This is a genomic window from Nocardioides islandensis (genome assembly GCF_015352455.1).
GTDB lineage: Bacteria > Actinomycetota > Actinomycetes > Propionibacteriales > Nocardioidaceae > Nocardioides > Nocardioides islandensis.
In genome coordinates, this window is the sequence record NZ_JADKPN010000001.1 from 787,828 (window position 1) to 806,398 (window position 18,571).

The 18,571-nt window shown below is 72.5% G+C and carries 23 protein-coding genes; 6 read left to right on the forward strand and 17 right to left on the reverse strand.

Annotated features, from left to right (window positions below; all coding sequences use genetic code 11):
* Positions 1 to 19: 19 nt before the first annotated feature.
* Positions 20 to 967 (reverse strand): Gfo/Idh/MocA family protein, encoded by a 948-nt coding sequence (locus ISU07_RS03810; RefSeq protein WP_194705378.1) that lies wholly within the window; start codon positions 965 to 967, stop codon positions 20 to 22.
* A gap of 254 nt (positions 968 to 1,221) precedes the next feature.
* On the opposite strand from ISU07_RS03810, the gene ISU07_RS03815 reads away from it, so the two are divergent.
* Positions 1,222 to 1,920: a VC0807 family protein gene (locus ISU07_RS03815; RefSeq protein ID WP_194705379.1), complete on the forward strand. Its 699-nt coding sequence runs from the start codon at positions 1,222 to 1,224 to the stop codon at positions 1,918 to 1,920.
* A gap of 12 nt (positions 1,921 to 1,932) precedes the next feature.
* Here ISU07_RS03815 and ISU07_RS03820 read toward each other — a convergent pair whose 3' ends face one another.
* Genes ISU07_RS03820 through ISU07_RS03835 form a run of 4 tightly spaced genes read right to left on the reverse strand, consistent with a single transcriptional unit; the run spans position 1,933 to position 4,382 of the window.
* Entirely contained in the window at positions 1,933 to 2,538 is a 606-nt protein-coding gene (locus ISU07_RS03820; protein WP_323742415.1) for a GNAT family N-acetyltransferase, read from the reverse strand.
* Positions 2,517 to 3,392: an Fpg/Nei family DNA glycosylase gene (locus ISU07_RS24650; RefSeq protein ID WP_194705380.1), complete on the reverse strand. Its 876-nt coding sequence runs from the start codon at positions 3,390 to 3,392 to the stop codon at positions 2,517 to 2,519. Before ISU07_RS24650 ends, ISU07_RS03820 begins: the two co-directional genes overlap by 22 nt.
* Positions 3,393 to 3,396: 4 nt before the next feature.
* Positions 3,397 to 3,975 (reverse strand): MarR family winged helix-turn-helix transcriptional regulator, encoded by a 579-nt coding sequence (locus tag ISU07_RS03830; RefSeq protein ID WP_194705381.1) that lies wholly within the window; start codon positions 3,973 to 3,975, stop codon positions 3,397 to 3,399.
* Positions 3,972 to 4,382: a DUF3224 domain-containing protein gene (locus tag ISU07_RS03835; RefSeq protein WP_194705382.1), complete on the reverse strand. Its 411-nt coding sequence runs from the start codon at positions 4,380 to 4,382 to the stop codon at positions 3,972 to 3,974. The genes ISU07_RS03830 and ISU07_RS03835 overlap by 4 nt, the downstream gene beginning before the upstream one ends.
* 201 nt (positions 4,383 to 4,583) lie before the next feature.
* Between ISU07_RS03835 and ISU07_RS23795 the strand changes: the two genes are divergently transcribed.
* Entirely contained in the window at positions 4,584 to 4,727 is a 144-nt protein-coding gene (locus ISU07_RS23795) for a GPGG-motif small membrane protein (protein WP_228521096.1), read from the forward strand.
* Positions 4,728 to 4,812: 85 nt separating this feature from the next.
* Here ISU07_RS23795 and ISU07_RS24400 read toward each other — a convergent pair whose 3' ends face one another.
* Both ISU07_RS24400 and ISU07_RS24405 read right to left on the reverse strand, forming a co-directional pair.
* The gene (locus ISU07_RS24400) at positions 4,813 to 5,055 is read right to left on the reverse strand and encodes a DUF6328 family protein (RefSeq protein WP_194705383.1); all 243 of its coding nucleotides are present in this window, start codon (positions 5,053 to 5,055) and stop codon (positions 4,813 to 4,815) included.
* 8 nt (positions 5,056 to 5,063) lie between these two features.
* Complete coding sequence (locus tag ISU07_RS24405) at positions 5,064 to 5,282, reverse strand: DUF6328 family protein (RefSeq protein WP_194705384.1); 219 nt, start codon at positions 5,280 to 5,282, stop codon at positions 5,064 to 5,066.
* 55 nt (positions 5,283 to 5,337) lie between these two features.
* Here ISU07_RS24405 and ISU07_RS03850 point away from each other — a divergent pair, with 55 nt between their 5' ends.
* Both ISU07_RS03850 and ISU07_RS03855 read left to right on the forward strand, forming a co-directional pair.
* Positions 5,338 to 6,396: a C45 family autoproteolytic acyltransferase/hydolase gene (locus ISU07_RS03850; protein WP_194705385.1), complete on the forward strand. Its 1,059-nt coding sequence runs from the start codon at positions 5,338 to 5,340 to the stop codon at positions 6,394 to 6,396.
* Between the two features lie 19 nt (positions 6,397 to 6,415).
* On the forward strand, positions 6,416 to 7,669 hold the full coding sequence (locus ISU07_RS03855; protein ID WP_194705386.1) for a glucose-1-phosphate adenylyltransferase family protein: 1,254 nt from the start codon (positions 6,416 to 6,418) through the stop codon (positions 7,667 to 7,669).
* Positions 7,670 to 7,849: 180 nt separating this feature from the next.
* On the opposite strand, the gene ISU07_RS03860 is transcribed toward ISU07_RS03855, so the two are convergent.
* The 3 genes from ISU07_RS03860 to ISU07_RS03870 are packed head-to-tail and all read right to left on the reverse strand — an operon-like array spanning position 7,850 to position 9,256.
* The gene (locus ISU07_RS03860; RefSeq protein WP_194705387.1) at positions 7,850 to 8,302 is read right to left on the reverse strand and encodes a hypothetical protein; all 453 of its coding nucleotides are present in this window, start codon (positions 8,300 to 8,302) and stop codon (positions 7,850 to 7,852) included.
* A gap of 22 nt (positions 8,303 to 8,324) precedes the next feature.
* Positions 8,325 to 8,549 carry a translation initiation factor IF-1 gene (gene infA / locus ISU07_RS03865; RefSeq protein ID WP_194705388.1) on the reverse strand — a complete coding sequence of 75 codons (225 nt, stop codon included), beginning with the start codon at positions 8,547 to 8,549 and terminating at the stop codon, positions 8,325 to 8,327.
* A complete protein-coding gene (locus ISU07_RS03870; RefSeq protein WP_194705389.1) occupies positions 8,546 to 9,256 on the reverse strand; it encodes a GNAT family N-acetyltransferase in 711 nt (236 codons plus the stop codon). The genes infA and ISU07_RS03870 overlap by 4 nt, the downstream gene beginning before the upstream one ends.
* A gap of 296 nt (positions 9,257 to 9,552) precedes the next feature.
* Between ISU07_RS03870 and ISU07_RS03875 the strand changes: the two genes are divergently transcribed.
* Positions 9,553 to 9,903 (forward strand): VOC family protein, encoded by a 351-nt coding sequence (locus ISU07_RS03875; protein ID WP_194705390.1) that lies wholly within the window; start codon positions 9,553 to 9,555, stop codon positions 9,901 to 9,903.
* On the opposite strand, the gene ISU07_RS03880 is transcribed toward ISU07_RS03875, so the two are convergent.
* The gene (locus tag ISU07_RS03880) at positions 9,873 to 10,631 is read right to left on the reverse strand and encodes a methyltransferase (protein WP_194705391.1); all 759 of its coding nucleotides are present in this window, start codon (positions 10,629 to 10,631) and stop codon (positions 9,873 to 9,875) included. The genes ISU07_RS03875 and ISU07_RS03880 overlap by 31 nt on opposite strands.
* Positions 10,632 to 10,674: 43 nt before the next feature.
* On the opposite strand from ISU07_RS03880, the gene ISU07_RS03885 reads away from it, so the two are divergent.
* A complete protein-coding gene (locus ISU07_RS03885) occupies positions 10,675 to 11,877 on the forward strand; it encodes a cysteine desulfurase-like protein (protein ID WP_194705392.1) in 1,203 nt (400 codons plus the stop codon).
* Here ISU07_RS03885 and ISU07_RS03890 read toward each other — a convergent pair.
* The 6 genes from ISU07_RS03890 to ISU07_RS03915 form a co-directional block, all read right to left on the reverse strand.
* On the reverse strand, positions 11,874 to 12,842 hold the full coding sequence (locus ISU07_RS03890; protein WP_194705393.1) for an N-acetylglucosamine kinase: 969 nt from the start codon (positions 12,840 to 12,842) through the stop codon (positions 11,874 to 11,876). The genes ISU07_RS03885 and ISU07_RS03890 overlap by 4 nt on opposite strands.
* Complete coding sequence (locus ISU07_RS03895) at positions 12,833 to 14,089, reverse strand: 6-phospho-beta-glucosidase (RefSeq protein WP_194705394.1); 1,257 nt, start codon at positions 14,087 to 14,089, stop codon at positions 12,833 to 12,835. Before ISU07_RS03895 ends, ISU07_RS03890 begins: the two co-directional genes overlap by 10 nt.
* Entirely contained in the window at positions 14,086 to 14,922 is an 837-nt protein-coding gene (locus tag ISU07_RS03900) for a carbohydrate ABC transporter permease (RefSeq protein WP_194705395.1), read from the reverse strand. The genes ISU07_RS03895 and ISU07_RS03900 overlap by 4 nt, the downstream gene beginning before the upstream one ends.
* Positions 14,919 to 15,842: a carbohydrate ABC transporter permease gene (locus ISU07_RS03905; RefSeq protein ID WP_194705396.1), complete on the reverse strand. Its 924-nt coding sequence runs from the start codon at positions 15,840 to 15,842 to the stop codon at positions 14,919 to 14,921. Before ISU07_RS03905 ends, ISU07_RS03900 begins: the two co-directional genes overlap by 4 nt.
* Positions 15,843 to 15,960: 118 nt before the next feature.
* Positions 15,961 to 17,298 (reverse strand): ABC transporter substrate-binding protein, encoded by a 1,338-nt coding sequence (locus ISU07_RS03910; RefSeq protein ID WP_194705397.1) that lies wholly within the window; start codon positions 17,296 to 17,298, stop codon positions 15,961 to 15,963.
* Complete coding sequence (locus tag ISU07_RS03915; RefSeq protein ID WP_194705398.1) at positions 17,295 to 18,518, reverse strand: ROK family transcriptional regulator; 1,224 nt, start codon at positions 18,516 to 18,518, stop codon at positions 17,295 to 17,297. The genes ISU07_RS03910 and ISU07_RS03915 overlap by 4 nt, the downstream gene beginning before the upstream one ends.
* Positions 18,519 to 18,571 lie beyond the last annotated feature (53 nt).

Genomic DNA, 18,571 nt, shown 5'->3' on the forward strand with positions numbered 1-18,571 from the left:
CAGTCTGCCGACCGACGGGTCAGGACGCGCGCAGCCGCTCGATCCACTCCATCACCACGACCAGCTGCTCGACCGTGGCACGGCTCTCGGTCTTGCCGTTGACCGCGTCGCGGAACTCGGCCAGGGCCGCGGCGTGACCGGCCCACCCGGTCGCGACCGCGCCGGGGACGAACCGGGCCTCCTCGGCGGTGCCGGGACGATAGGTGACGACCTCGTCGAGGTTCCACGTGACCGAGGTGCCGTCCTGGCAGGTGATGGTGGCCGCGAAGTCCAACCGGTTGCGGGTGTTGGACATCCGCAGCGAGCCGCGGGCGGTGCGGGTGGTGAAGTCGGCGGTGACGAAGCAGTCGTCCCGGCGGGTCTGGGTCACCTCACCGCTGGTGAGTGCGCCGACCTCGGGCCAGCCGAGGACGTCGGCCATCACGGCCAGCGGGTGCAGGCCGCTGGAGAGCAGGAAGGTGTCGAGCAGCTCGCGACCCCAGAGACCGGTGCGCGGCCCGTCGACGTGGCAGTCCATCGCGACGTGCACCACCCGGCCGTGCGCGGCGACCCGCTCCAGGGCGGCGCGTGTGGTGGCGGCGTACCGTAGGTGCAGCCCTACCGCGGAGGTGAGAGGCGTGTCCCGATCGGCGTTGGCACGCTTGTACTCGCGCAGGGCACCGGCGCCGGACGCGGGCGGCCCGGCGAGGTACACCGGCAGCCCGAGGCGCTGGGCGGTGGCCAGGGCCGCCTCGCTGTCGGCGGGGGTGGACGCGACCACGGCCGCGTCGAACTCGCCCACGCCCAGGAACTCGTCGACCTCGGCCTGCACGCCCTCGACGCCCCACGTCTCGGCCAGCTCGCGGGCGGACCCGTCGGCGGACCCGATGGCGGCGAGGCTGGTTCCGGGCGTGCTCATCAGCGCCGGCACGATCACGTCGGCGGCTTGGGCACCGGCTCCCACGAGCCCGAGGCGGAGGGACGTCATGGCAAAGAGGTTCGCACGCGCGCGCGGATCCGGCAGGGAAACGCGACGACCTGCACGCCCGACCGCATGGCTCGTCCTGGCCTTCCCGGACTACTCGCATGACCCGACCGGACCATTTCGCCCTGATCCTTAGCGGTTCGTCGCCACACGCTCGTAGGTTTCCAGTCACACCACCGAGGGAATCCCCCCAGGCGCCGACGGCGCCTTCCCCGGTGGGTCAGACGTAGCCGGCCCGACCGGCAGGACAGGCACGCATGTCGATCGCCATCACCCCGGCGTCCCTGGAGTCCATCCCCTCGGCTCCAGGGGCCCTCCCCCTCCCCCGCGTGGCCACGGCCTCGCCCCGGCTACGCGCCGTCATCAGCCGCGTCGCGGTCAGCATCACGGTCGCGTGCGCGGTGCCTGCGGCGCTGTTCTACTCGGTGCTCGTCCTGTCGGGCGTGTGGGTGGCGATCGCGGCCGCGCTCGTCTGGCAGTACGGCGCGCTGGCCTGGCGGGCGGCGACCGGGCGGCGTACGTCGGGGCTGCTTGTCTTCGCCGCGGCGGTGATGACCGGCCGCACCTTGGTCTCGTTCGTCGCCGACAGCCCGTTCCTCTACTTCCTCCAGCCGGTCGTCACCGACTGCCTCATCGGCGCGGCGTTCCTGGCCTCCCTGTTCGCGACGCGGACGATCGTGGCCCGGCTCGCGGGCGACTTCTACCCGATGACCGACGAGGTCGCGTCCCGGCCCGGCATCCAGCGGCTGTTCCGCGGGCTGACGGCGATGTGGGCGCTGCTGTACCTCGGCAAGGGCTCGCTGACCCTGTACCTGCTGCTCTCCCAGTCGCTGGAGACGTTCGTGCTGGTGAAGAGCGTGAGCGTGCTGGCCATCAACCTGGGCGCGGCGGCCGCCACGATCGCGATCGCCGTCGCTGTCGGCCGGCGGGAAGGCCTGATGGCCCGCGTCGACTGAGCGGGCCCGGTCTCAGAAGTCGAGGCGCATCACGATGCGGCGCTTGCTCGGGTGGCTGACGATCGTCATCCCGGCCTCCGCGAACATCGCCTCGGTGCCGACGTGCAGCTCCTCGGCGAGGGCGTTCTTGTCGATCATCGGGTAGGCCTCGACCGCCCGGGCCCCGTTCCGGCGCGCGTGCTCGACGGCCTCGACGGCAAGGGCGCTCGCGATGCCCTTCTTGCGGTACCTCGCCCGCGCGAACAGGCAGGTGATCGCCCAGACCGACTCGTCCTCCTTGTCCTCGTCGCGCCCCTCCCAGTGGATCCGGAAGGTCGGCCGCAGCAGGCCGGTGTACGCCGGTCGCGGCTCGACCGCGCACCAGCCGACCGGCTCGCCGCCCACGTAGGCGACCAGGCCGCTCGTGGGGCCGGCCGAGGCGTCGCCGCAGCGCGTCTGCTCCTGCTGGCGGGCTCGCAGCTCGTCGGGGCCGAGGCCCTGGAACGACTCGCCCGGGCCCAGCTTGTAGCGCTGGCAGCGGCAGCGCTGGCCGGATCCGCGCTCGCCGTACAGGGTGTCGAGGGCATCGCATGGCGCCTGGTTCGCGGGCACGATCCTCAGCTCGGTGTCGGCGTCCACGGTCCCAGTCTGGACGGCGATGGCCGCGCCGGCGTCACCGAGGGGGCCGGCTGTTCCACCGAGCAGGCCCACGTGGTGCGGCCGCCGGCGACGGTACGCCGCATCGGCGCGCCGCAGCGCGGGCAGTGGTCGCCGGCCTTGCGGTGCTCGATGATCTCGCCGGTGTGCACCCCGCCGTGACGGATGGCCGAGCGGATGGCCTTGCGGAGCTCCCGGTGCAGGCGGGCGACCTCGTCGGGGTCGAGCTCGTCGGCCGGCTGCTCGGGTGCGACGGCGGCCTGCCAGAGCGTCTCGTCGGCGAGCAGGTTGCCGATGCCCGCAACGGCGTGCTGGTCGAGCAGGCGGGCCTTCACCGCGGTGTGCGACCGGCCGAGCAGGTCGCGGAAGGCCGGCAGGCGTACCTCGCCGGCATCCGGCCCGAGGGCGTCGATGTCGGGGTCGAGGCGCACCCGTCCCAGCCGCCGCTTGTCGAACAGCCGCAGGGCGCCGCCGTCCTCGAAGGTCACCGTGAACCGGTCCCACTGGGGCTTCAGCGGCGTGCGCTGGGGACGCATCCCGACGTAGTCGCCGCCCTCGTCGACCCCGCCGGACGGTGCGCTGACCAGGATCCGGCCGCTCATGCCCAGGTGGATGCCCAGCACCGGCGCGTCCGAGCCGGACGTCTCCACCCACAACGTCTTGCCCCGCCGGTGCGCGGCGACCAGACGGCGGCCCAGCAGCGCGTCCCGGATCTCGCCCGGAGCGTGGGGCCGGCACTCCCACGTGTCGGTGTCGTCGACGTGGGCGATCACGCGGGCGAGCGCGGACCGTTCGATCACCGCGCGGGCGGACTCGACCTCGGGAAGCTCGGGCACCCGGTCATTCTGCGTGCTCGGCCACGCCGTACGTCTGCCGTGCCGCGTTCAGCGCCGGGCACTCGCCCTGGGGCCGTCGGCAGGCCGTGAGGTCGCACAGGCGGCAGGTCCAGGCGCCGCCGTCCTTGTGGGCGACCACGCCGGTCATCACCGTGCCGATCAGCCCGCGCAGGACGTCGACCTCCTCGGCGGAGAGGGCGGCGGTGAGCGAGGAGAGGTACGCCGCCCGGGCGGCCTGGGCGTCGCGCGCGCGGCCGCGGCCCTCGTCGGTGAGCCGCACGGCCCGCGAGCGGCCGTCGGGGCCTGCGTCGCGACGTACCAGGCCGTTCCTCTCGAGCCGGTCGACCAGCCGGACCGCGCCCGAGGGCGTCACGCCGAGCACCCGGTGGACGCGGTCGAGGGTGGCGCCGTCGAGGAACTGCGCCAGGGAGACCAGGGCGGCCGCGTCCGTCGTCGACGCCTGGTCGGCCGCTGCGACGACGGCGCGCGTCATCTCGTCGGAGACGACGAGGGCCAGGGCGCCCAGCGCGTTGGCCGCGGCGTCCCTGGGCCCCTGGACCGTCCCGTCGGGGTCGTCGGTCACCCGAGGGTGTACTCGACCGTGAGCGGCATGTTCGGGTAGTCCTCCTGCGTCGAGCTGCTCGACACCGTGCCGGTGATCCCGGCCAGGTCGCCGGTGCCCTCGACGATCGTCATCGTGCTGCTGGCGGTGGTGCCGTCGTACTCGCCCTCGCCCACGGCGGTGAAGGCGCCCTTCTTCCCGTCCAGCTCGGCCTCGAGCCGGATGGCGCCGGCGTAGGTGCTCGTGCCGTCGGCGGTGTAGTAGAGGACCGACTCCATGTGGCCGGCGACCAGCCCGTCGTGGCCCTCGGTCAGCGTCACGACCGCGTGCGCGACCTTGGTGCCGTCGGCGAACTCCGCGGTCGGCTTCTCGTCCCAGCCGTCGATCTTGATGGTGGTCTCGATCTTTCCGGTCTTGTTGTCCGTCATGACCGCGACGCTATATGTGACTGAGTCACATGTCCCCACCCCCGCGGGTGGGCGAGGTCGGCTTCTCTCACCCTTGTGGGCGCTGTGGTGGAGTCGTCGGGTCTGTCAGGTTGGAGGTGCGCGGAGGGCACCTCTCGCCGCGTGGCTGGGACCGACTCGGCGGAGACCCAGGAGTTCGCACTCACAAGGAGCGGCAACAAGATGGCATTCATTCTTTGGCTCATTGCGGTGGTCCTGGTGATCTGGGGCATCGTGACCCTGATCCGCGGCCAGGCCCTGCTGGGCATCGTCCTCATCATCGTCGGGCTCCTCGTGGGCCCTGGCGGGGTGAGCATCTTCACCTGATCCAGCACGACGTAGCGCACGACCACCAGGACGCCCGGGACGACCCTCCCGGGCGTCCTGCTGTTCGGGCGGCTGCTCGGTGCGGCTAGGGCCGGGCGTTGCGCCGGGCCACCAGCAGCGGCACCACCAGCAGCAGGCCCCCGAGCACCGCTGCGCTGACGACGGCGACGACCAGGGCCTCCGACCAGCTGCGCACGACGCTGAAGATCAGCGTCGAGATGCCCACGATGATGAGCGCCAGCAGGACCATCACCACCTGCAGGAACGCGTGGCCCGCGGCGACCACCCGCTCCTTCACGTGCTGGCCGAACACCCGCCGGTGCACCATGACCGGTGTCAGGGTGACCCCGAGGCCAGGCCGGCGGTCAGCACCAGCGCGAGGTACAGCCGCTCCTGCCACACGTCGAGGTCGCCGAACCTCTGGGTGAACGGCAGCGTGAGCAGGAAGCCGGACAGCAGCTGGACCCCGGTCTGCACGACCCGGAGCTCCTGGAGCATGTCGTTCCAGTTGCGGTCGAGCTTCTCGTCCTCGGTCTCGTCGCGCTCGTCGGCCATGGGCCAGCGTGGCCCGGACCCGCCGGGCGCCACCACACCCTGATTGACTAGGGGTGTGACCGACATCGTCACGTTCACGTCGACGAGCACCGACCCCTACGAGCGCGGGGCGGAGTACGGCGCCGCCCACGCGCCGCAGGTGGCCGCGACGGTGGCGGCGTACCACCGCCTGTGGGGCTTCCTGGACCCCGACGCGGACCTGGGGGAGGCCGGCAGGCTGGCCCTGGCGTCCATCCGGGCGCAGGCGCCGCGGGCCGCCGACGAGATCGCGGGCCTGGCCGACGGGTCCGGTCGCACGCCCGAGGAGATCGCCTCGCTCAACGCCCGGACCGAGGTGCTCGGCCTGGTCGCGCCCCGCATCGCGGTGACCGAGTGCTCGACGGTCGTCTTCTCGCGCCCGGGCCGCGCGCCGATCGCGACGCAGACCTGGGACTGGTACCCCGCGATGCGCGCCAACTGGATGGTGTGGACGTTCCCGACCGCCTCGGGCGGACGGATCACGACGCTGACCGAGTACGGCGTGCTGGCCAAGATCGGTGTCAACGACGCCGGTCTCGGCGTGATGCTGAACATGCTCCACCACGAGGCCGACGAGCAGGCGCCCGGCCAGGAGCGGATCGGGTTCCCGGTGCACGTGCTGCTGCGCACGCTGCTCGAGGACTGCTCCTCGGTCGCCGAGGCGCGCGACCTGGTCGCGTCGCTGTCCTTCTCGGCCTCGTCTGCCCTGACCGTCGTCGACCACGGCGGCGATGCGGCCTCGCTGGAGACCTTCCCGGAGGGTGTCGGCGAGGTGAAGCCCGAGGACGGCCTGCTCGTGCGCACCAACCACTTCGTCTCCGCCGAGGGCGAGGCCGGGTGCCAGGCCGGCGTCGTCGACGACAACTCGTGGGTGCGCCGCGACCACCTGGTCGGGACCCTGACGGCTGCGCCGCCGTCGTACGCCGCGGACGTGCACGCCGCGATGACCCACCACGACCCGGCCGGCCCGATCTGTCGGCACGCCCTGCACCCGGACGACCCCGAGCTGGTGGACACCGCGACCCTCGCGACGGTCACCCTGGACGTGGAGAACGGCGAGCTGTCCGTCCTCCGGGGTGGTCCCTGCCAGGAGTGACCCTCCCTAGGCTGCCCGGGTGGTTGGCAGGTTGACGAGGCGCGGCGATGTCCTGGCTCTGGTGCAGGCGGGCGGGCAGGGCTCGCGGATGGACGTGCTCACCCGCGAGCGGGCCAAGCCCGTGCTGCCGTACGGCGGCTCGCACCGCCTCATCGACTTCACGATGTCGAGCCTGGCGTACGCCGGGCTGGTCGACGTCTGGGTGAGCGTGGAGTACCAGGTCGCCTCGATCGACGACTACCTCTCGGGCGGCCGGCCGTGGAGCCTGGACCGCAACCGCGGCGGGTTTCGCCGCATGGTGCCGCAGACCGGCAGCGGACCGGCGACCGAGGACGCGTTCGCGCACGGGAACGCCGACCTGCTGCTGCGGCTGAGCCGCGACCTCATCCACTTCGGCGCCCCGACGGTGCTGGTCTCCAGCGCCGACCACGTGTTCGCCGCGGACCTGGCCTCGACGATCGAGCGGCACATCGACTCGGGTGCCGACGCCACGGTGCTGACCTCGGAGGTGACCAAGCGGGAGGCGAGCTCGAACGTCGTGGTCCTCACCGGCCGCGGCGGCAAGGCCACCGGTGTCGAGGTGAAGCCGTCGCGTCCGTCGTCCGGCACGGTGGCGACGGAGATCTTCGTCTACCAGACCGAGCCGTTGCTGGAGGCGCTGTTCGAGCTGCGCCGCGAGCTGATGCACGAGCGCGACCCGGAGGACGACCCTGACGACTCGGGGCTGGGGGACTTCGGCGAGCACCTGCTGCCCAGGCTGATCTCCGGCGGGACGGTTCGGACCGAGCCCCTCCCCGGGTACTGGCGCGACCTGGGTCGCCCGGGCGCGTACCTCGACGGGCACCGCGACCTGCTGGCCGGGAAGGTGGACGTGTTCGGCCACGAGGGGTACCCGATCATCAGCCACTGGGACGACCAGCCGGCCGCCCGGCTGCGCGCGGGCTGCCACGTCGAGGACAGCCTCGTCTCGGCCGGGGCGGACGTGGCCGGCACGGTCGTCGGCTCGGTGCTCGGCCCCGGCGTGGTGGTCGAGGCCGGCGCGCACGTCGAGGACTCCGTGCTCTGGGCCGACGTCCGGGTCGAACGAGGGGCCCGGGTCACCACGACCGTCAGCGACGACCGCGCCGTGTTCTCCCGTGACTGCGTCGTCGGCGAGGTGCCGACCACGCGCGTGGCCCGCGACGAGGAGGTCACGCTGGTCGGTCGGGACAGCGTCGTGGGCCGCGCCCAGCGGGTGGCGGCGGGTGCCCGGCTCGAGCCGGGCACTACCTGATGACCCCTTAGGGGTGTAGCGCCCTAGCCCTCGCGGAGCCTAGGTTCGGTCATACAGGGGACCTCCGGCACCGACACGCTCGGTCCGTGGGGGGCCACAGGCCCGGACCATTCGGCGGTCCGGGCCTGCGGCTTGTCCGGGCCCGGTTCAGTGCCCGTTCAGTGCCCGTTCAGTGCCCGTTCAGGGCGTGTCAGGGGTGCCGGGGCCCGGCGGGCCGTCCAGGTCGTCCGTGGCGTCCGACCAGGTGTCGGTCGGCGGCGGGGGCTGCGGCCCTGCGGCCGGCGGCTCCAGCTCGCCCGGGTCATCGGGCACGGGCGTCCATCGGCGGTCGGCGAGGGAGGCCACGCCGGCGCTGAGCTGGTCGCGCAGGTGGCCGACCCGCTCGGCGTACTTCCCCCCGGTCCGCTCATCGAGCCCGCTCGTCGCCCGGTCGATGAAGGCCTCGATGCCGTCGCGTCGCTCGTGGACGAACTGCCCGGCCACGCCGAGCCCGCGGAACACCGCGTCCTCGGCGGCCGAGGCCACCGCCTTCACCTTGTTCTCCAGGTCCAGGTCGTCGACGACCTGCTTGATCTGGTCGCTGATCGGCTTGTCGTCCCTGTGCTGTCCGTCGTGGTCGCTCATCGGGCACATGCACTGAGTCTAGGAAGGTTGCCTAGGCGCGGTACCGGAAGACGATCCGACCGCGCGCGAGGTCGTAGGGGCTGACCTCGACCAGGACCCGGTCCTCGGGCAGGACCTTGATGTAGTTCTTGCGGATCTTGCCGCTGATGTGGGCGAGCACGCGGTGTCCGTTGGCCAGCTCGACGCGGAACATCGCGTTGCGCAGCGCCTCGACGACGGTGCCCTCCATCTCGATGCCCTTCGGTGTGCGACTCATGCCAGCACCAGCTCGAGCTGGCTGGTCCCGCGTCGCCCGCCGACCGCCTCGACCAGCGCGACGGCGGGCAGGTTCGCCTCGTCGACGGTCGCCGACACGTCTCGCGTGCCGGCGTCGTGCAGGTCACCGAGCACGTGGGCGAGCAGCGCGCGGGCGATGCCGCGGCGGCGTACGTCGGGGCGCACGGCCACCAGCCCGACGACCGGTCGTCGTGGGACGGGCGCCAGGCGCAGCAGCCCGAGGTACTCGTCGCGCCAGGCCACCGCGGCGTACCGCGACGGGTCGCGCAGCAACGTCGGCTCGTCGATCGCGCGGAGCAGCGCCTTGAGCCGGTCGGGCTCGGCGCGGCCCCGCGCCACGATGGTCGTGGCCCGTGGTGGTCGCCCTGGGCCGAGGCTGGTGTGCGCCGGGTCGGTCGGCACGACGTACTCCCACTCGCGCCGGGCCGGCACGAAGCCCACGCGGTGCCACTGCGCGGTGAGCTCGCGGTCGGCCTCGTCGACCAGGGTGTGCAGCGGTCGTGGGAGAGAGGCGAGCATCGCGCGCGCCACCAGGTCGAACGTGGTGCCGTGCCAGGCGTCGATGCTGACGAACAGCCGGCCGTCGGGACGGTACGTCGTGTGGCCGCGGCCGACGACGCCGTCGTCCTCGAGCGCGTGCCAGTGGCCGGCCGCGACGCGGACGACCTCGATCGTGGACTGCTTCATGGGGTTGCCTTCCGGGAGTGCCTGTCTCGCGCTCCCGGCGACCCCTTCGTCAGTCGCCGACCGTGACGACGAGGGGAGCGCCCACATCTGCCTGATCGGTCATGGGGTTCCACCTCCTCGTGTCGTGCCACGGTCGCCGGCGACGCTACCCCGACTCGTCCGTGCCCCGCCTCCGCATTTGCGCAGCCGACCGCCGACGAGCCGCGCGGCCGGTGGCGACCTGTCGATTCCGTGGACCCTCGTCCGTCATCTCGGTGAGGCCGCCACCGGGGCGACCCAGAGCCAGGAGGTCTCCCATGAGCCACCCCGTCGTGCACGCAGAGATCCGTTCCAGCGACCCCGACGCCACGCGCGCGTTCTTCGGCGAGCTGTTCGGCTGGACGTACCCCACCGAGGGCGCGTTCCCCGGCTACACGTTCGTCGACACCGGTGTCCCGGACGCCCTGTACACCGCGATCAGCCCGCTCCAGGGGGAGAGCGACCTGGTCACCTTCTTCGTCGGCGTCGACGACATGGCCGCGAGCATCGCCTCGACCACCAGGCTCGGCGGGCGCGTGGTCCAGGAGCCCGTGGAGGTGCCGGGCGTGCGCTTCGCGCTCATCGAGGACCCGCAGGGTCACGTGGTCGGGCTCGCCCAGCAGCTCTGAGCCCGTCGAGGCTCGAACGCCACCACCACGTCGTCGTCCTCCTCGGCCAGCACGCGAGCACCCGTCGGCACCTGGTCCCGCTCCAGCAGCGTGACGAGCACCCCGTCGGGCGACAGCCACGCGTCGAGCCCGGCCAGCACCTCGCGCAACGGGTCGAGACCGTCAGGGCCGCCGTCGACCGAGAGCGCCGGCTCGTGCGCGCGGAAGTCGGGGTGGACGTCGTCGAGGCGCGCGGTCGGGACGTGGGGGAGGTACGCGACGGCGAGGTCGACCCGCCCCGTGAGCGACGCGGGCAGCCCCGACCACCACGAGCCGTCGTGGACCTCGAACCCGCCGGTACGTCGCGCACATGCGGCCGCGACCGGGTCCAGCTCCACGCCGTGCACCTCTGCGCCCGGGAGGAGCGCGGCGAGCGACGCGGCCAGGGCCCCGGCGCCGCACCCCAGGTCCACGACGACCCGGGCCGACGGCCGCAGCGAGACCGCCGGGGCGAGGATCGCCTCGGCCCGGCGGCGCGGCACGAAGACGCCGGGCGCGAGCGCAACCCGTACCGGTCCGAACTCCGCCCACCCGACCACCTGCTCCAGCGGCATCCCGCCCGCGCGCGAGGCCACGGCGCCGGCGCGACTTTCGGCGGTCGCGAACGTCGACCAGATCGCCGCCGCCTCGTCCTCGGCGTGCACGCAGCCGGCCGCCCGCAGCGCGACGACGGCCTCCGCGAGCTCCACGCCGACAGCCTGGCAGGCTGGGCCGGACAGAGGGGCTGGAAGGATGGCCGCCGTGTACGACGTCCAGGCACTGCGCGCCCACTTCCCGAGCCTCGCCGGCGGCACGGCGTACTTCGACGGCCCCGGCGGCACGCAGACGCCCGACGTGGTCGGCGACGCGGTCCGGCGCACGCTGACGCAGCCGCTGAGCAACCGCGGGGACCTGACCCCCGCCGAGCGGAACGCCGACGAGGCGGTGGTCGGCGCGCGGCGCGCGATGGCCGACCTGCTGGGCGCCGTGCCCGACGGCGTGGTGTTCGGCCGCAGCATGACGCAGCTGACGATGGACGTCTCGCGGGCGCTGGCCAAGGAGTGGGGCCCGGGCGACGAGGTCGTCGTGACCCGCCTCGACCACGACGCCAACGTCCGGCCGTGGGTGATCGCGGCCGAGGCCCGCGGCGCCACGGTGAAGTGGGCCGACTTCGACCCCGAGACCGCCGAGCTCGACCCGGCAGCCGTGGCCGAGCAGATCACCGACCGCACCAAGGTCGTCGCGGTGACCGCCGCGTCCAACCTCCTCGGCACCCGACCCGACCTGCCCGCGATCGCCGAGGCCGCGCACGCCCACGGTGCCCTGCTGTACGCCGACGGCGTGCACCACACGGCCCATGTGGCCACGGACCACACCGAGCTCGGTGCGGACCTGTACGCCTGCTCGCCGTACAAGTTCCTCGGCCCGCACTGCGGCGTCCTCGTCGCAGACCCGGCGCTGCTGGAGACCATCCACCCGGACAAGCTCGCCCCCGCGACCGAGACGGTGCCGGAGCGGTTCGAGCTGGGCACGCTCCCCTACGAGCTGTTGGCCGGCACCACAGCGGCCGTCGACCTGCTGGCCTCGCTCGGCGACGGAGACGACCGGAGAGCCAGGCTGCGCACGGGTTTCGCGGCCATCGAGGAGCACGAGGACCGGCTCCGCGAGCGGCTCGAGGCCGGCCTCGCGATGCTTCCGCTGACGGTGCACTCGCGGGCCAAGCGGCGTACGCCGACGGTGCTGGTGACCTTCGCCGACGCGGAGACCGCGGACGTGTCGGTCGCCCTGGCCGAGCGCGACATCAACGCGCCGTCGAGCAACTTCTACGCGTGGGAGGCCTCGCACCGGTTGGGCCTCGGCGCGGACGGTGGCCTCCGCGTCGGGCTCGCGCCGTACTCCACGGAGGACGAGATCGACCGCCTCCTCACCGCCCTCGGCGAGATCCTCGCAACCTAGTCGAACGCTGCCCGCAGCCTCTCCTGCGCGGCCGGCGGGGCGCCGATCCGGTCCAGGCCCAGCAGGGCAGCGCCGAGGATCGGCGGAGCGGTCACGACTCGCGGGGCGGCCTTGGGCGCCCGCTCGGCGAGCCCGCTCGTGATCGCGTCCATCAGCAGGGCGTGGCCCGCCGTCAGCACCCCGCCGCCGAGCACGACGTCGATCGGCTCCTCGAGGACCCCCAGCCGGCGGACGGCCGTGGCGGCCAGCGTCACGACCTCCTCGGCCTGGCGCCGGACGACGTCGACGGCGATCGGGTCGCCCGCGTCGGCGACGTCGAAGAGGACCCGACCCAGCTCCCGGTGCCGTTCCTCGGGGATGGTCCCGACGTGCACGGCCTCGATCAGCTCCGCCATCGACGCCAGGCCGAAGTGTCGTGGCAGGGCAGTGCGCAGCGTCGTGTCCGGGCCGCGACCGTCCTCGGCCCGCGCCCCCCACCACATCGCCTCCTGCCACAGGTGGTCGCCGCCGCCCCAGTCGCCGGAGAGGTGCCCCACCGCGGCGAACCGCACCGTCGTCCCGTCCGGCAGCACGCCGGTGCAGTTGATGCCCGCCCCGCAGACGACTGCGATGCCCCGGGTCTCGTCGAGCCCGGCCCGCAGCAGGGCGAAGGTGTCGTTCAGGACCTCGTACGACGGCGCCCAGCCGACCTCCGCCATGGCGACCTCGACGGCCTCCTCCTCGGCGGGGAAGTCGACGTTGGCCAGGCACGCCGACACGTGGGCGAGCCGCACCTCGCCGGCGGTGGCGAGGGCGGCCTCGACCGCCGGGGTCAAGGCGGCCAGCGCGGGGGCGGCGCCGAGACGGTGCGGACGGAACGGCCCGGTTCGCTGTCGGCCGAGCAGGTCGCCCTCGGCCGACACCACGCACACGTCGGTCTTGCTGTTGCCCGCGTCGACGGCCAGCACGGCGTCCGTCACGCCCACGGCAGGTGCTCCTCGTTGTGGGCGAGCAGGCGGTCGGTGAGACCGTCGGCGAGCTCCACCTGCCCGACGAGCGGGTGGGCGAGGAGCGCGTCGAAGACGCGTTGCCGTCCGCCGTGGACTGCGGCCTCGAGGGCGAGGTGCTCGTAGGCCGTCACGTGCGCGACGAGGCCGGCGTACAGCGGCTCGAGGGGGTCGACGGGCAGTGCCCTGGCGCCCGCACGGTCGACGCTGGCGGGTACCTCGATCACGGCGTCGTCCGGCAGGAACGGCAGCGTGCCGCCGTTGCGCAGGTTGACCACGTGGGTCGACGCGGCCCCGTCGCCGAGCAACGCCGCGGTCAGCTGCACCGCGACCTCGGAGTAGTACGCACCGCCACGCTGCGCGAGCAGCGCCGGCTTCTCGTCGAGCGACGGGTCGGCGTACATCTCCAGCAGGCGCTCCTCGATCCCGGCCACCTCCGCCGCGCGCTTGGGCCCAGCCTGCTGCTCGCGCACGACCTCGTCGTGGGCGTAGAAGTAGCGCAGGTAGTACGACGGCACGACGCCCATCGCGACCAGGAGGGAGGGTGGCAGCCCCACCGAGTCGGCGAGCTCGTCGAGGTGGTCGGCCAGCAGGTCGGGCAGCCGGTCCACGCCGTCGACGCGCACCGCCCGTTCCCACGTCAGGTGGTTGAGACCCACGTGGTCGAGCTCGACGCGTTCGGGTGCCACTCCGAGCAGCTCGGCGAACCGCCGCTGGAACCCGATCGCGGAGTTGCAGAGCCCGATCGCCCGGTGGCCGTCCTGCAGCAGGGCTCGGGTGACGATGCCGACGGGGTTGGTGAAGTCCACGATCCACGCGTCCGGCGCGGCCGCCGTGACACGCCGGGCGATGTCGAGGACGACGGGCACCGTGCGCAGCGCCTTGGCCAGGCCGCCGGCCCCGGTCGTCTCCTGGCCGACGCAGCCGCACTCCAGCGGCCAGGTCTCGTCCCGCTGACGGGCGGCCTGACCGCCGACCCGCAGCTGGAGCAGCACGGCGTCGACGCCGTCGAGTGCGGGGTCCAGCTCGGTCGTGGTCGTCAGCCGGCCGGGATGGCCCAGCCGCGCCAGGATGCGCCGGCTCACGCCGGCGACCAGCTCGAGGCGGCGTACGTCGGGGTCCACCAGCACCAGCTCGTCGACCGGCAGCACGTCGCGGAGACGGCCGAGGCCGTCCACGAGCTCGGGGGTGTACGTCGACCCGCCGCCGACGACTGCCAGCTTCATCCTTTGACTCCTGTCAGCGTGACGCCCTCGATGAAGGCCCGTTGGGCCATGAAGAACAGTGCGATCACCGGGGCCATCACCAGGAGCGTGGCGGCCATGGTGAGGTTCCAGTTGGTGTGGTGCGCGCTCTTGAACGTGCCCAGCCCGTAGCTCAGCGTCCACGCACCCGGGTTCTCGCTCGTGTAGATCTGCGGCCCGAAGTAGTCGTTCCAGCAGTAGAAGAACTGGAACAGCGCGACCGCCGCGATCGCGGGCTTGATCATCGGCAGCACCACCCGGAGCAGCACCTGGAGCTCACCGGCGCCGTCGACCTTGGCTGCGTCCAGGTACTCGCGGGGCACGGTGACGAGGAACTGGCGCAGCAGGAAGATCGAGTACGCGTCACCGAAGGCGAGCGGGATGATCAGCGGCCACAGGGTGCCCGAGAGGTGCAGCTGCTTGGCCCAGACGAGGTACATCGGGATGATCACCACCTGCGGCGGCAGCATCATCGTCGCGATCACCATCATCATCGCCAGCCGGCGGCCGCGGAACCGGAAGTGCGCGAGTGCGTACGCCACCGGGACGCTCGACACCACGGTCAGGACGGTCCCCGCGGCGGCGTAGACGAGCGTGTTGCGCCACCACGTCCCGAACCCGGGCGTCTGCCAGACGTCGACGAGGTTGTGCCACTGGAAGGGGTTCGGCCACAGGTCGCGGCTGAGCGACTGCTGGTCGGTCATCAGCGCCGTGAGCGCCACGAACACGAACGGCAGCACGAAGAACAACGTGGCCGCGACCGCGAAGGCGTGCACGGCGACCCACTCGAGCGATGCGCGGACCCTGGGCGTCATCCGTCACCACCGAGGAAGACGCTGTCGCGCCGCATCAGGGCGGCCGCGAACGCCATGCTGAGGGCGAACAGCACCAGCGCGATGACGCAGGCCGCCCCGATGTCGAACCGCTGGAAGCCCAGGTTGTAGACGAGCTGGGGCAAGGTGAGCGTGGACTTGGCCGGGTATCCCGGCTCGACCTGCTGGCCGGACCCGCCGATCTGCCCGCTCGCGACCTGACCCGCGATCAGGGGCTGCGTGTAGTACTGCATCGTCGCGATCACCCCGGTGATGACCGCGAAGCCGAGGATCGGCCGCAGGTGCGGAAGGGTGACGAACCGGAACCGGCTGACCGAGCCTGCGCCGTCCAGCTCGGCGGCCTCGTACTGCTCCTTCGGGACGTCGAGGAGCGCGGCCATGAAGATCACCATCAGGTCGCCGACGCCCCAGAGCGCGAGCAGCGTGAGGGCGGGCTTCGACCAGGCCGGGTCGTTGAACCAGCCGGGCTCGCCCAGCCCGAGCCGGCCCAGGATCGTGTTCACCGGACCGGTGCCGGGGTTGAGCAGGAAGACGAACGCCAATGTGCCGGCCACCGGCGGGGCGAGGAACGGCGCGTAGAACAGGGTGCGCAGGAGCCCCGCGCCGCGCTTGATGCGGATCACCAGCATCCCGATCGCCAGCCCGGCGACCACGCGCAGCGTCACCATCACCACGACCAGCCACAGCGTGTTGCGCAGGGCCGGCCAGAAGAACGGGTAGTCCGCGAACACGAACCGCCAGTTGTCCAGGCCGTCCCACGTCGCCGTGCCGAATCCGTTGTAGTGGGTGAAGGAGAAGTACGCCGTCGACGCCAGCGGGTAGAGGAAGAACAGGCCCGTGCCGAGCAACCACGGAGACAAGAACGCCAGGTTCCGCAGGGTCTCCCTTCGTCGAGCACTCACGTCGAGAACCCGTTGGTCGAGGAAGGACGAAGTCCTGTCGCGAGACCCGGTGAGAGGCACGCCGACCTCTTGCCGGGTCTCGTGACGGTTGCTAGCGCAACCTCCTCGACCAACGACATCACTGGGCCTGTGCGATGTCGGTGTCGATCTGCTCGGCGGCCTTCGTCAGCGCGGCCTTCAGGTCCGAGTCCTTCCCCGACTCGTAGGCGTACCCGACGTCCTGCAGCGTCAGCTGGTAGGCGCCGCCGTTGGGGCTGGCCGGCGTGGTGTTGCTGGCCGGGTTCGAGGCGATCGCGATGAACGTCTGCATCGCCTCGTCCTGGCTGACGTCCGGCGAGGCCAGCGCGTCGATCGTGGAGGGCACGTTGTGGATCGCGTTGGCGAAGTTGACGACGGCATCGGTGTCGGTGGTCAGGTACTTCACGAACCGCCACGCGGCGTTCTGCTTCTGGCTGGTGCTGGCGATGCCGACGATGGTGCCGGTGATGTAGCCCTTGCCGTAGGTGTCGGCCTGGTCGTCGGGCACGGGGAAGGGCGCGACGCCGAAGTCCAGGTCCGGGGCGTCGGCCTGGATCATGCCGGCGCGCCACTCGCCGTCGATCGCCATCGCGACCTGACCGGTCATGAACGGGTTCTTGGCGCCCCACTCGTCGCCGAACGTGTTGCGGTACTTCTCCAGCTTGGCGTAGCCGCCGAGCTTGTCGACCAGCCCCTTCTGCCACTCCATGGCCTGCGCGAACATCGGGTCGGCGGCGACGTTGGACTTGCCGTCGGCGGTGAAGTACGTCGGGGACCACTGCGCGGCGAGGTGCGAGATCGAGGACTCGTACCCGTGGTAGGTCGGCATGAAGCCGAGCTGCGAGTAGCTGTCGCCGGAGGTCTTGGTCAGCTTGACCGCGTCCGCGTCGAACTCCGACATGGTCTTCGGCGGACCGTCGATGCCGGCCGCGGCGAAGGCGTCCTTGTTGTAGTAGAGGCCGTAGGCGTCGCTGAGCAGCGGCAGCGCGCACTGGTTGCCGTCGTACTGCGTGTACGAGAGCTGGGCGGACGGGAACGTCGCCGCCGGGTCGACGCCGGAGTCGGCCATGAAGGACGACAGGTCGGCGAAGGCACCGGAGCTGCAGAACTGCCCGACGTTGTCGGTGGTGAACGACGAGACGACGTCGGGTGCCTGGGGACCGCCGGCGCGCAGCGCCTGGTTGATCTTGTCGTCGGTGATGCCGCCGACGACCTTCACGTGGATGTTGGGGTTGTCCTTCTCGAAGGCGTCGATGGTCGCCTGGATGGCCGCCACCTCGCTGTCGGCGCTCCAGCCGTGCCAGAAGGTGATGGTGACGTCGGCGTCGGGGTTGTCCGTCTTGCCGCCGCCCGAGTCTCCGGTGCAGGCGCCGACCGCGAGCGGGAGGCTGAGCACGGCGATGGCGGCGAGGAGGCGCCGTCGTGGGGTCCTGGTCATGGTTCTCTCCTCGTGGCATGCCGGGCCGGTCGGTGCTGACCTCGGGGCTGGATGGTGTCGAACACGTCGTTGCGGGTGGCGGACAGCGCTGTCTGCAGCGCGCCGGCGAGCACGGGGCTGTCGGTGACGCCGGTCAGCTCGAGCCGCGGCCGGGTCAGGGCGAGCGAGCCCACCTGCTCGTCGATGAGGTCGCGCAGTCGCGGGCCGCCGGCCGTGAGCACGCGCCCCGCGAGGACGACCAGCGACGGGTCGACCACGGAGACCAGCGCAGCGATGCCCAGGGCGAACCGCTCCGCGATCGTGGTCAGCAGCTCGTCGCCCGCCCCGTCGGTCGTGAGCGCCTTGGTCACCGCGGCCTGGGGCGTCGACGCCCGGATCCCGAGTGATCGGGCCAGCGCGAGCACCTGCGGGCCACCGGACAGGGCCTCGAAGCCGCCGGCGTTGCCACGGCGTACGTCGCGCACGAGCGGCGTACCCGGGACCGGCAGGAAGCCCACCTCGCCGGCTCCGCCCGTGGCGCCGCCGTGCACGCGACCGTCGATGACGATGGCCGCGCCGAGGCCCTCGTCGGCCCAGAGCAGCACGAAGTCGTCCACCTGCCGGGCGCGTCCGACGTGCATCTCGGCGATGGCGGCCAGGTTCACGTCGTTCCCGACGACCAGCGGCACCCCGACCCGGTCCGCGAGCTCGTCGAGGAGGTGGGGGTCGTGCCAGCCGGGGAGGTGCCGGGCGTAGCGCAGCCGGCTGGTGCGGGGGTCGAAGGCGCCCGGGGTGCCGATCGCCAGCCGGTGCAGCCGGTGCCGGGGGAGGCCGGCCGAGGCGGCTGCACCGTCGAGCGCGTGCAGCACGTGGGCCACCGCGTCGGAGCCCGCCCTGCGAGGTGTGGGCAGCTCGAAGTCCCCGACCGTCCGGCCGGAGATGTCCGCGACAGCAGCCAGGATGCGGGACGGCGTGACGTCGAGGGCGGCGACGTACGCCGCGTCCGGGTTCACGGCGTACAGCTGCGCGCGCGGCCCCGGCCCGCCCTGGCTGTTGCCGCTGGTGATCACCAGGCCGGCGTCCGAGAGCCTGGTGAGCAGCTGGGCGGCCGTCGGCTTGGAGAGGCCGGTCAGCTCGCCGAGCCGGGTGCGCGACAGAGGCCCGTGCTCGAGCAGGAGGTCGAGGGCGGCGCGGTCGTTGATACCGCGCAGCAGGCTCGGGGTGCCGGGGCTCTGACTCATGACCTCGCCAATAGATAGGAAACTTTCCTATTGAAGCGGGATCATGGCACCCG

What these genes read in the sequence shown, in the direction of transcription:
- ISU07_RS03900 (WP_194705395.1), bottom strand. Translation starts at nt 14,922, where the DNA reads ATGACGCCCAGGGTCCGCGCATCGCTCGAGTGGGTCGCCGTGCACGCC.
- ISU07_RS03815 (WP_194705379.1), top strand. Translation starts at nt 1,222, where the DNA reads ATGTCGATCGCCATCACCCCGGCGTCCCTGGAGTCCATCCCCTCGGCT.
- ISU07_RS23795 (WP_228521096.1), top strand. Translation starts at nt 4,584, where the DNA reads ATGGCATTCATTCTTTGGCTCATTGCGGTGGTCCTGGTGATCTGGGGC.
- infA (WP_194705388.1), bottom strand. Translation starts at nt 8,549, where the DNA reads ATGAGTCGCACACCGAAGGGCATCGAGATGGAGGGCACCGTCGTCGAG.
- ISU07_RS03860 (WP_194705387.1), bottom strand. Translation starts at nt 8,302, where the DNA reads ATGTGCCCGATGAGCGACCACGACGGACAGCACAGGGACGACAAGCCG.
- ISU07_RS03875 (WP_194705390.1), top strand. Translation starts at nt 9,553, where the DNA reads ATGAGCCACCCCGTCGTGCACGCAGAGATCCGTTCCAGCGACCCCGAC.
- ISU07_RS24405 (WP_194705384.1), bottom strand. Translation starts at nt 5,282, where the DNA reads ATGGCCGACGAGCGCGACGAGACCGAGGACGAGAAGCTCGACCGCAAC.
- ISU07_RS03835 (WP_194705382.1), bottom strand. Translation starts at nt 4,382, where the DNA reads ATGACGGACAACAAGACCGGAAAGATCGAGACCACCATCAAGATCGAC.
- ISU07_RS03885 (WP_194705392.1), top strand. Translation starts at nt 10,675, where the DNA reads ATGGCCGCCGTGTACGACGTCCAGGCACTGCGCGCCCACTTCCCGAGC.
- ISU07_RS03895 (WP_194705394.1), bottom strand. Translation starts at nt 14,089, where the DNA reads ATGAAGCTGGCAGTCGTCGGCGGCGGGTCGACGTACACCCCCGAGCTC.
- ISU07_RS03915 (WP_194705398.1), bottom strand. Translation starts at nt 18,518, where the DNA reads ATGAGTCAGAGCCCCGGCACCCCGAGCCTGCTGCGCGGTATCAACGAC.
- ISU07_RS03810 (WP_194705378.1), bottom strand. Translation starts at nt 967, where the DNA reads ATGACGTCCCTCCGCCTCGGGCTCGTGGGAGCCGGTGCCCAAGCCGCC.
- ISU07_RS24400 (WP_194705383.1), bottom strand. Translation starts at nt 5,055, where the DNA reads ATGGTGCACCGGCGGGTGTTCGGCCAGCACGTGAAGGAGCGGGTGGTC.
- ISU07_RS03910 (WP_194705397.1), bottom strand. Translation starts at nt 17,298, where the DNA reads ATGACCAGGACCCCACGACGGCGCCTCCTCGCCGCCATCGCCGTGCTC.
- ISU07_RS03870 (WP_194705389.1), bottom strand. Translation starts at nt 9,256, where the DNA reads ATGAAGCAGTCCACGATCGAGGTCGTCCGCGTCGCGGCCGGCCACTGG.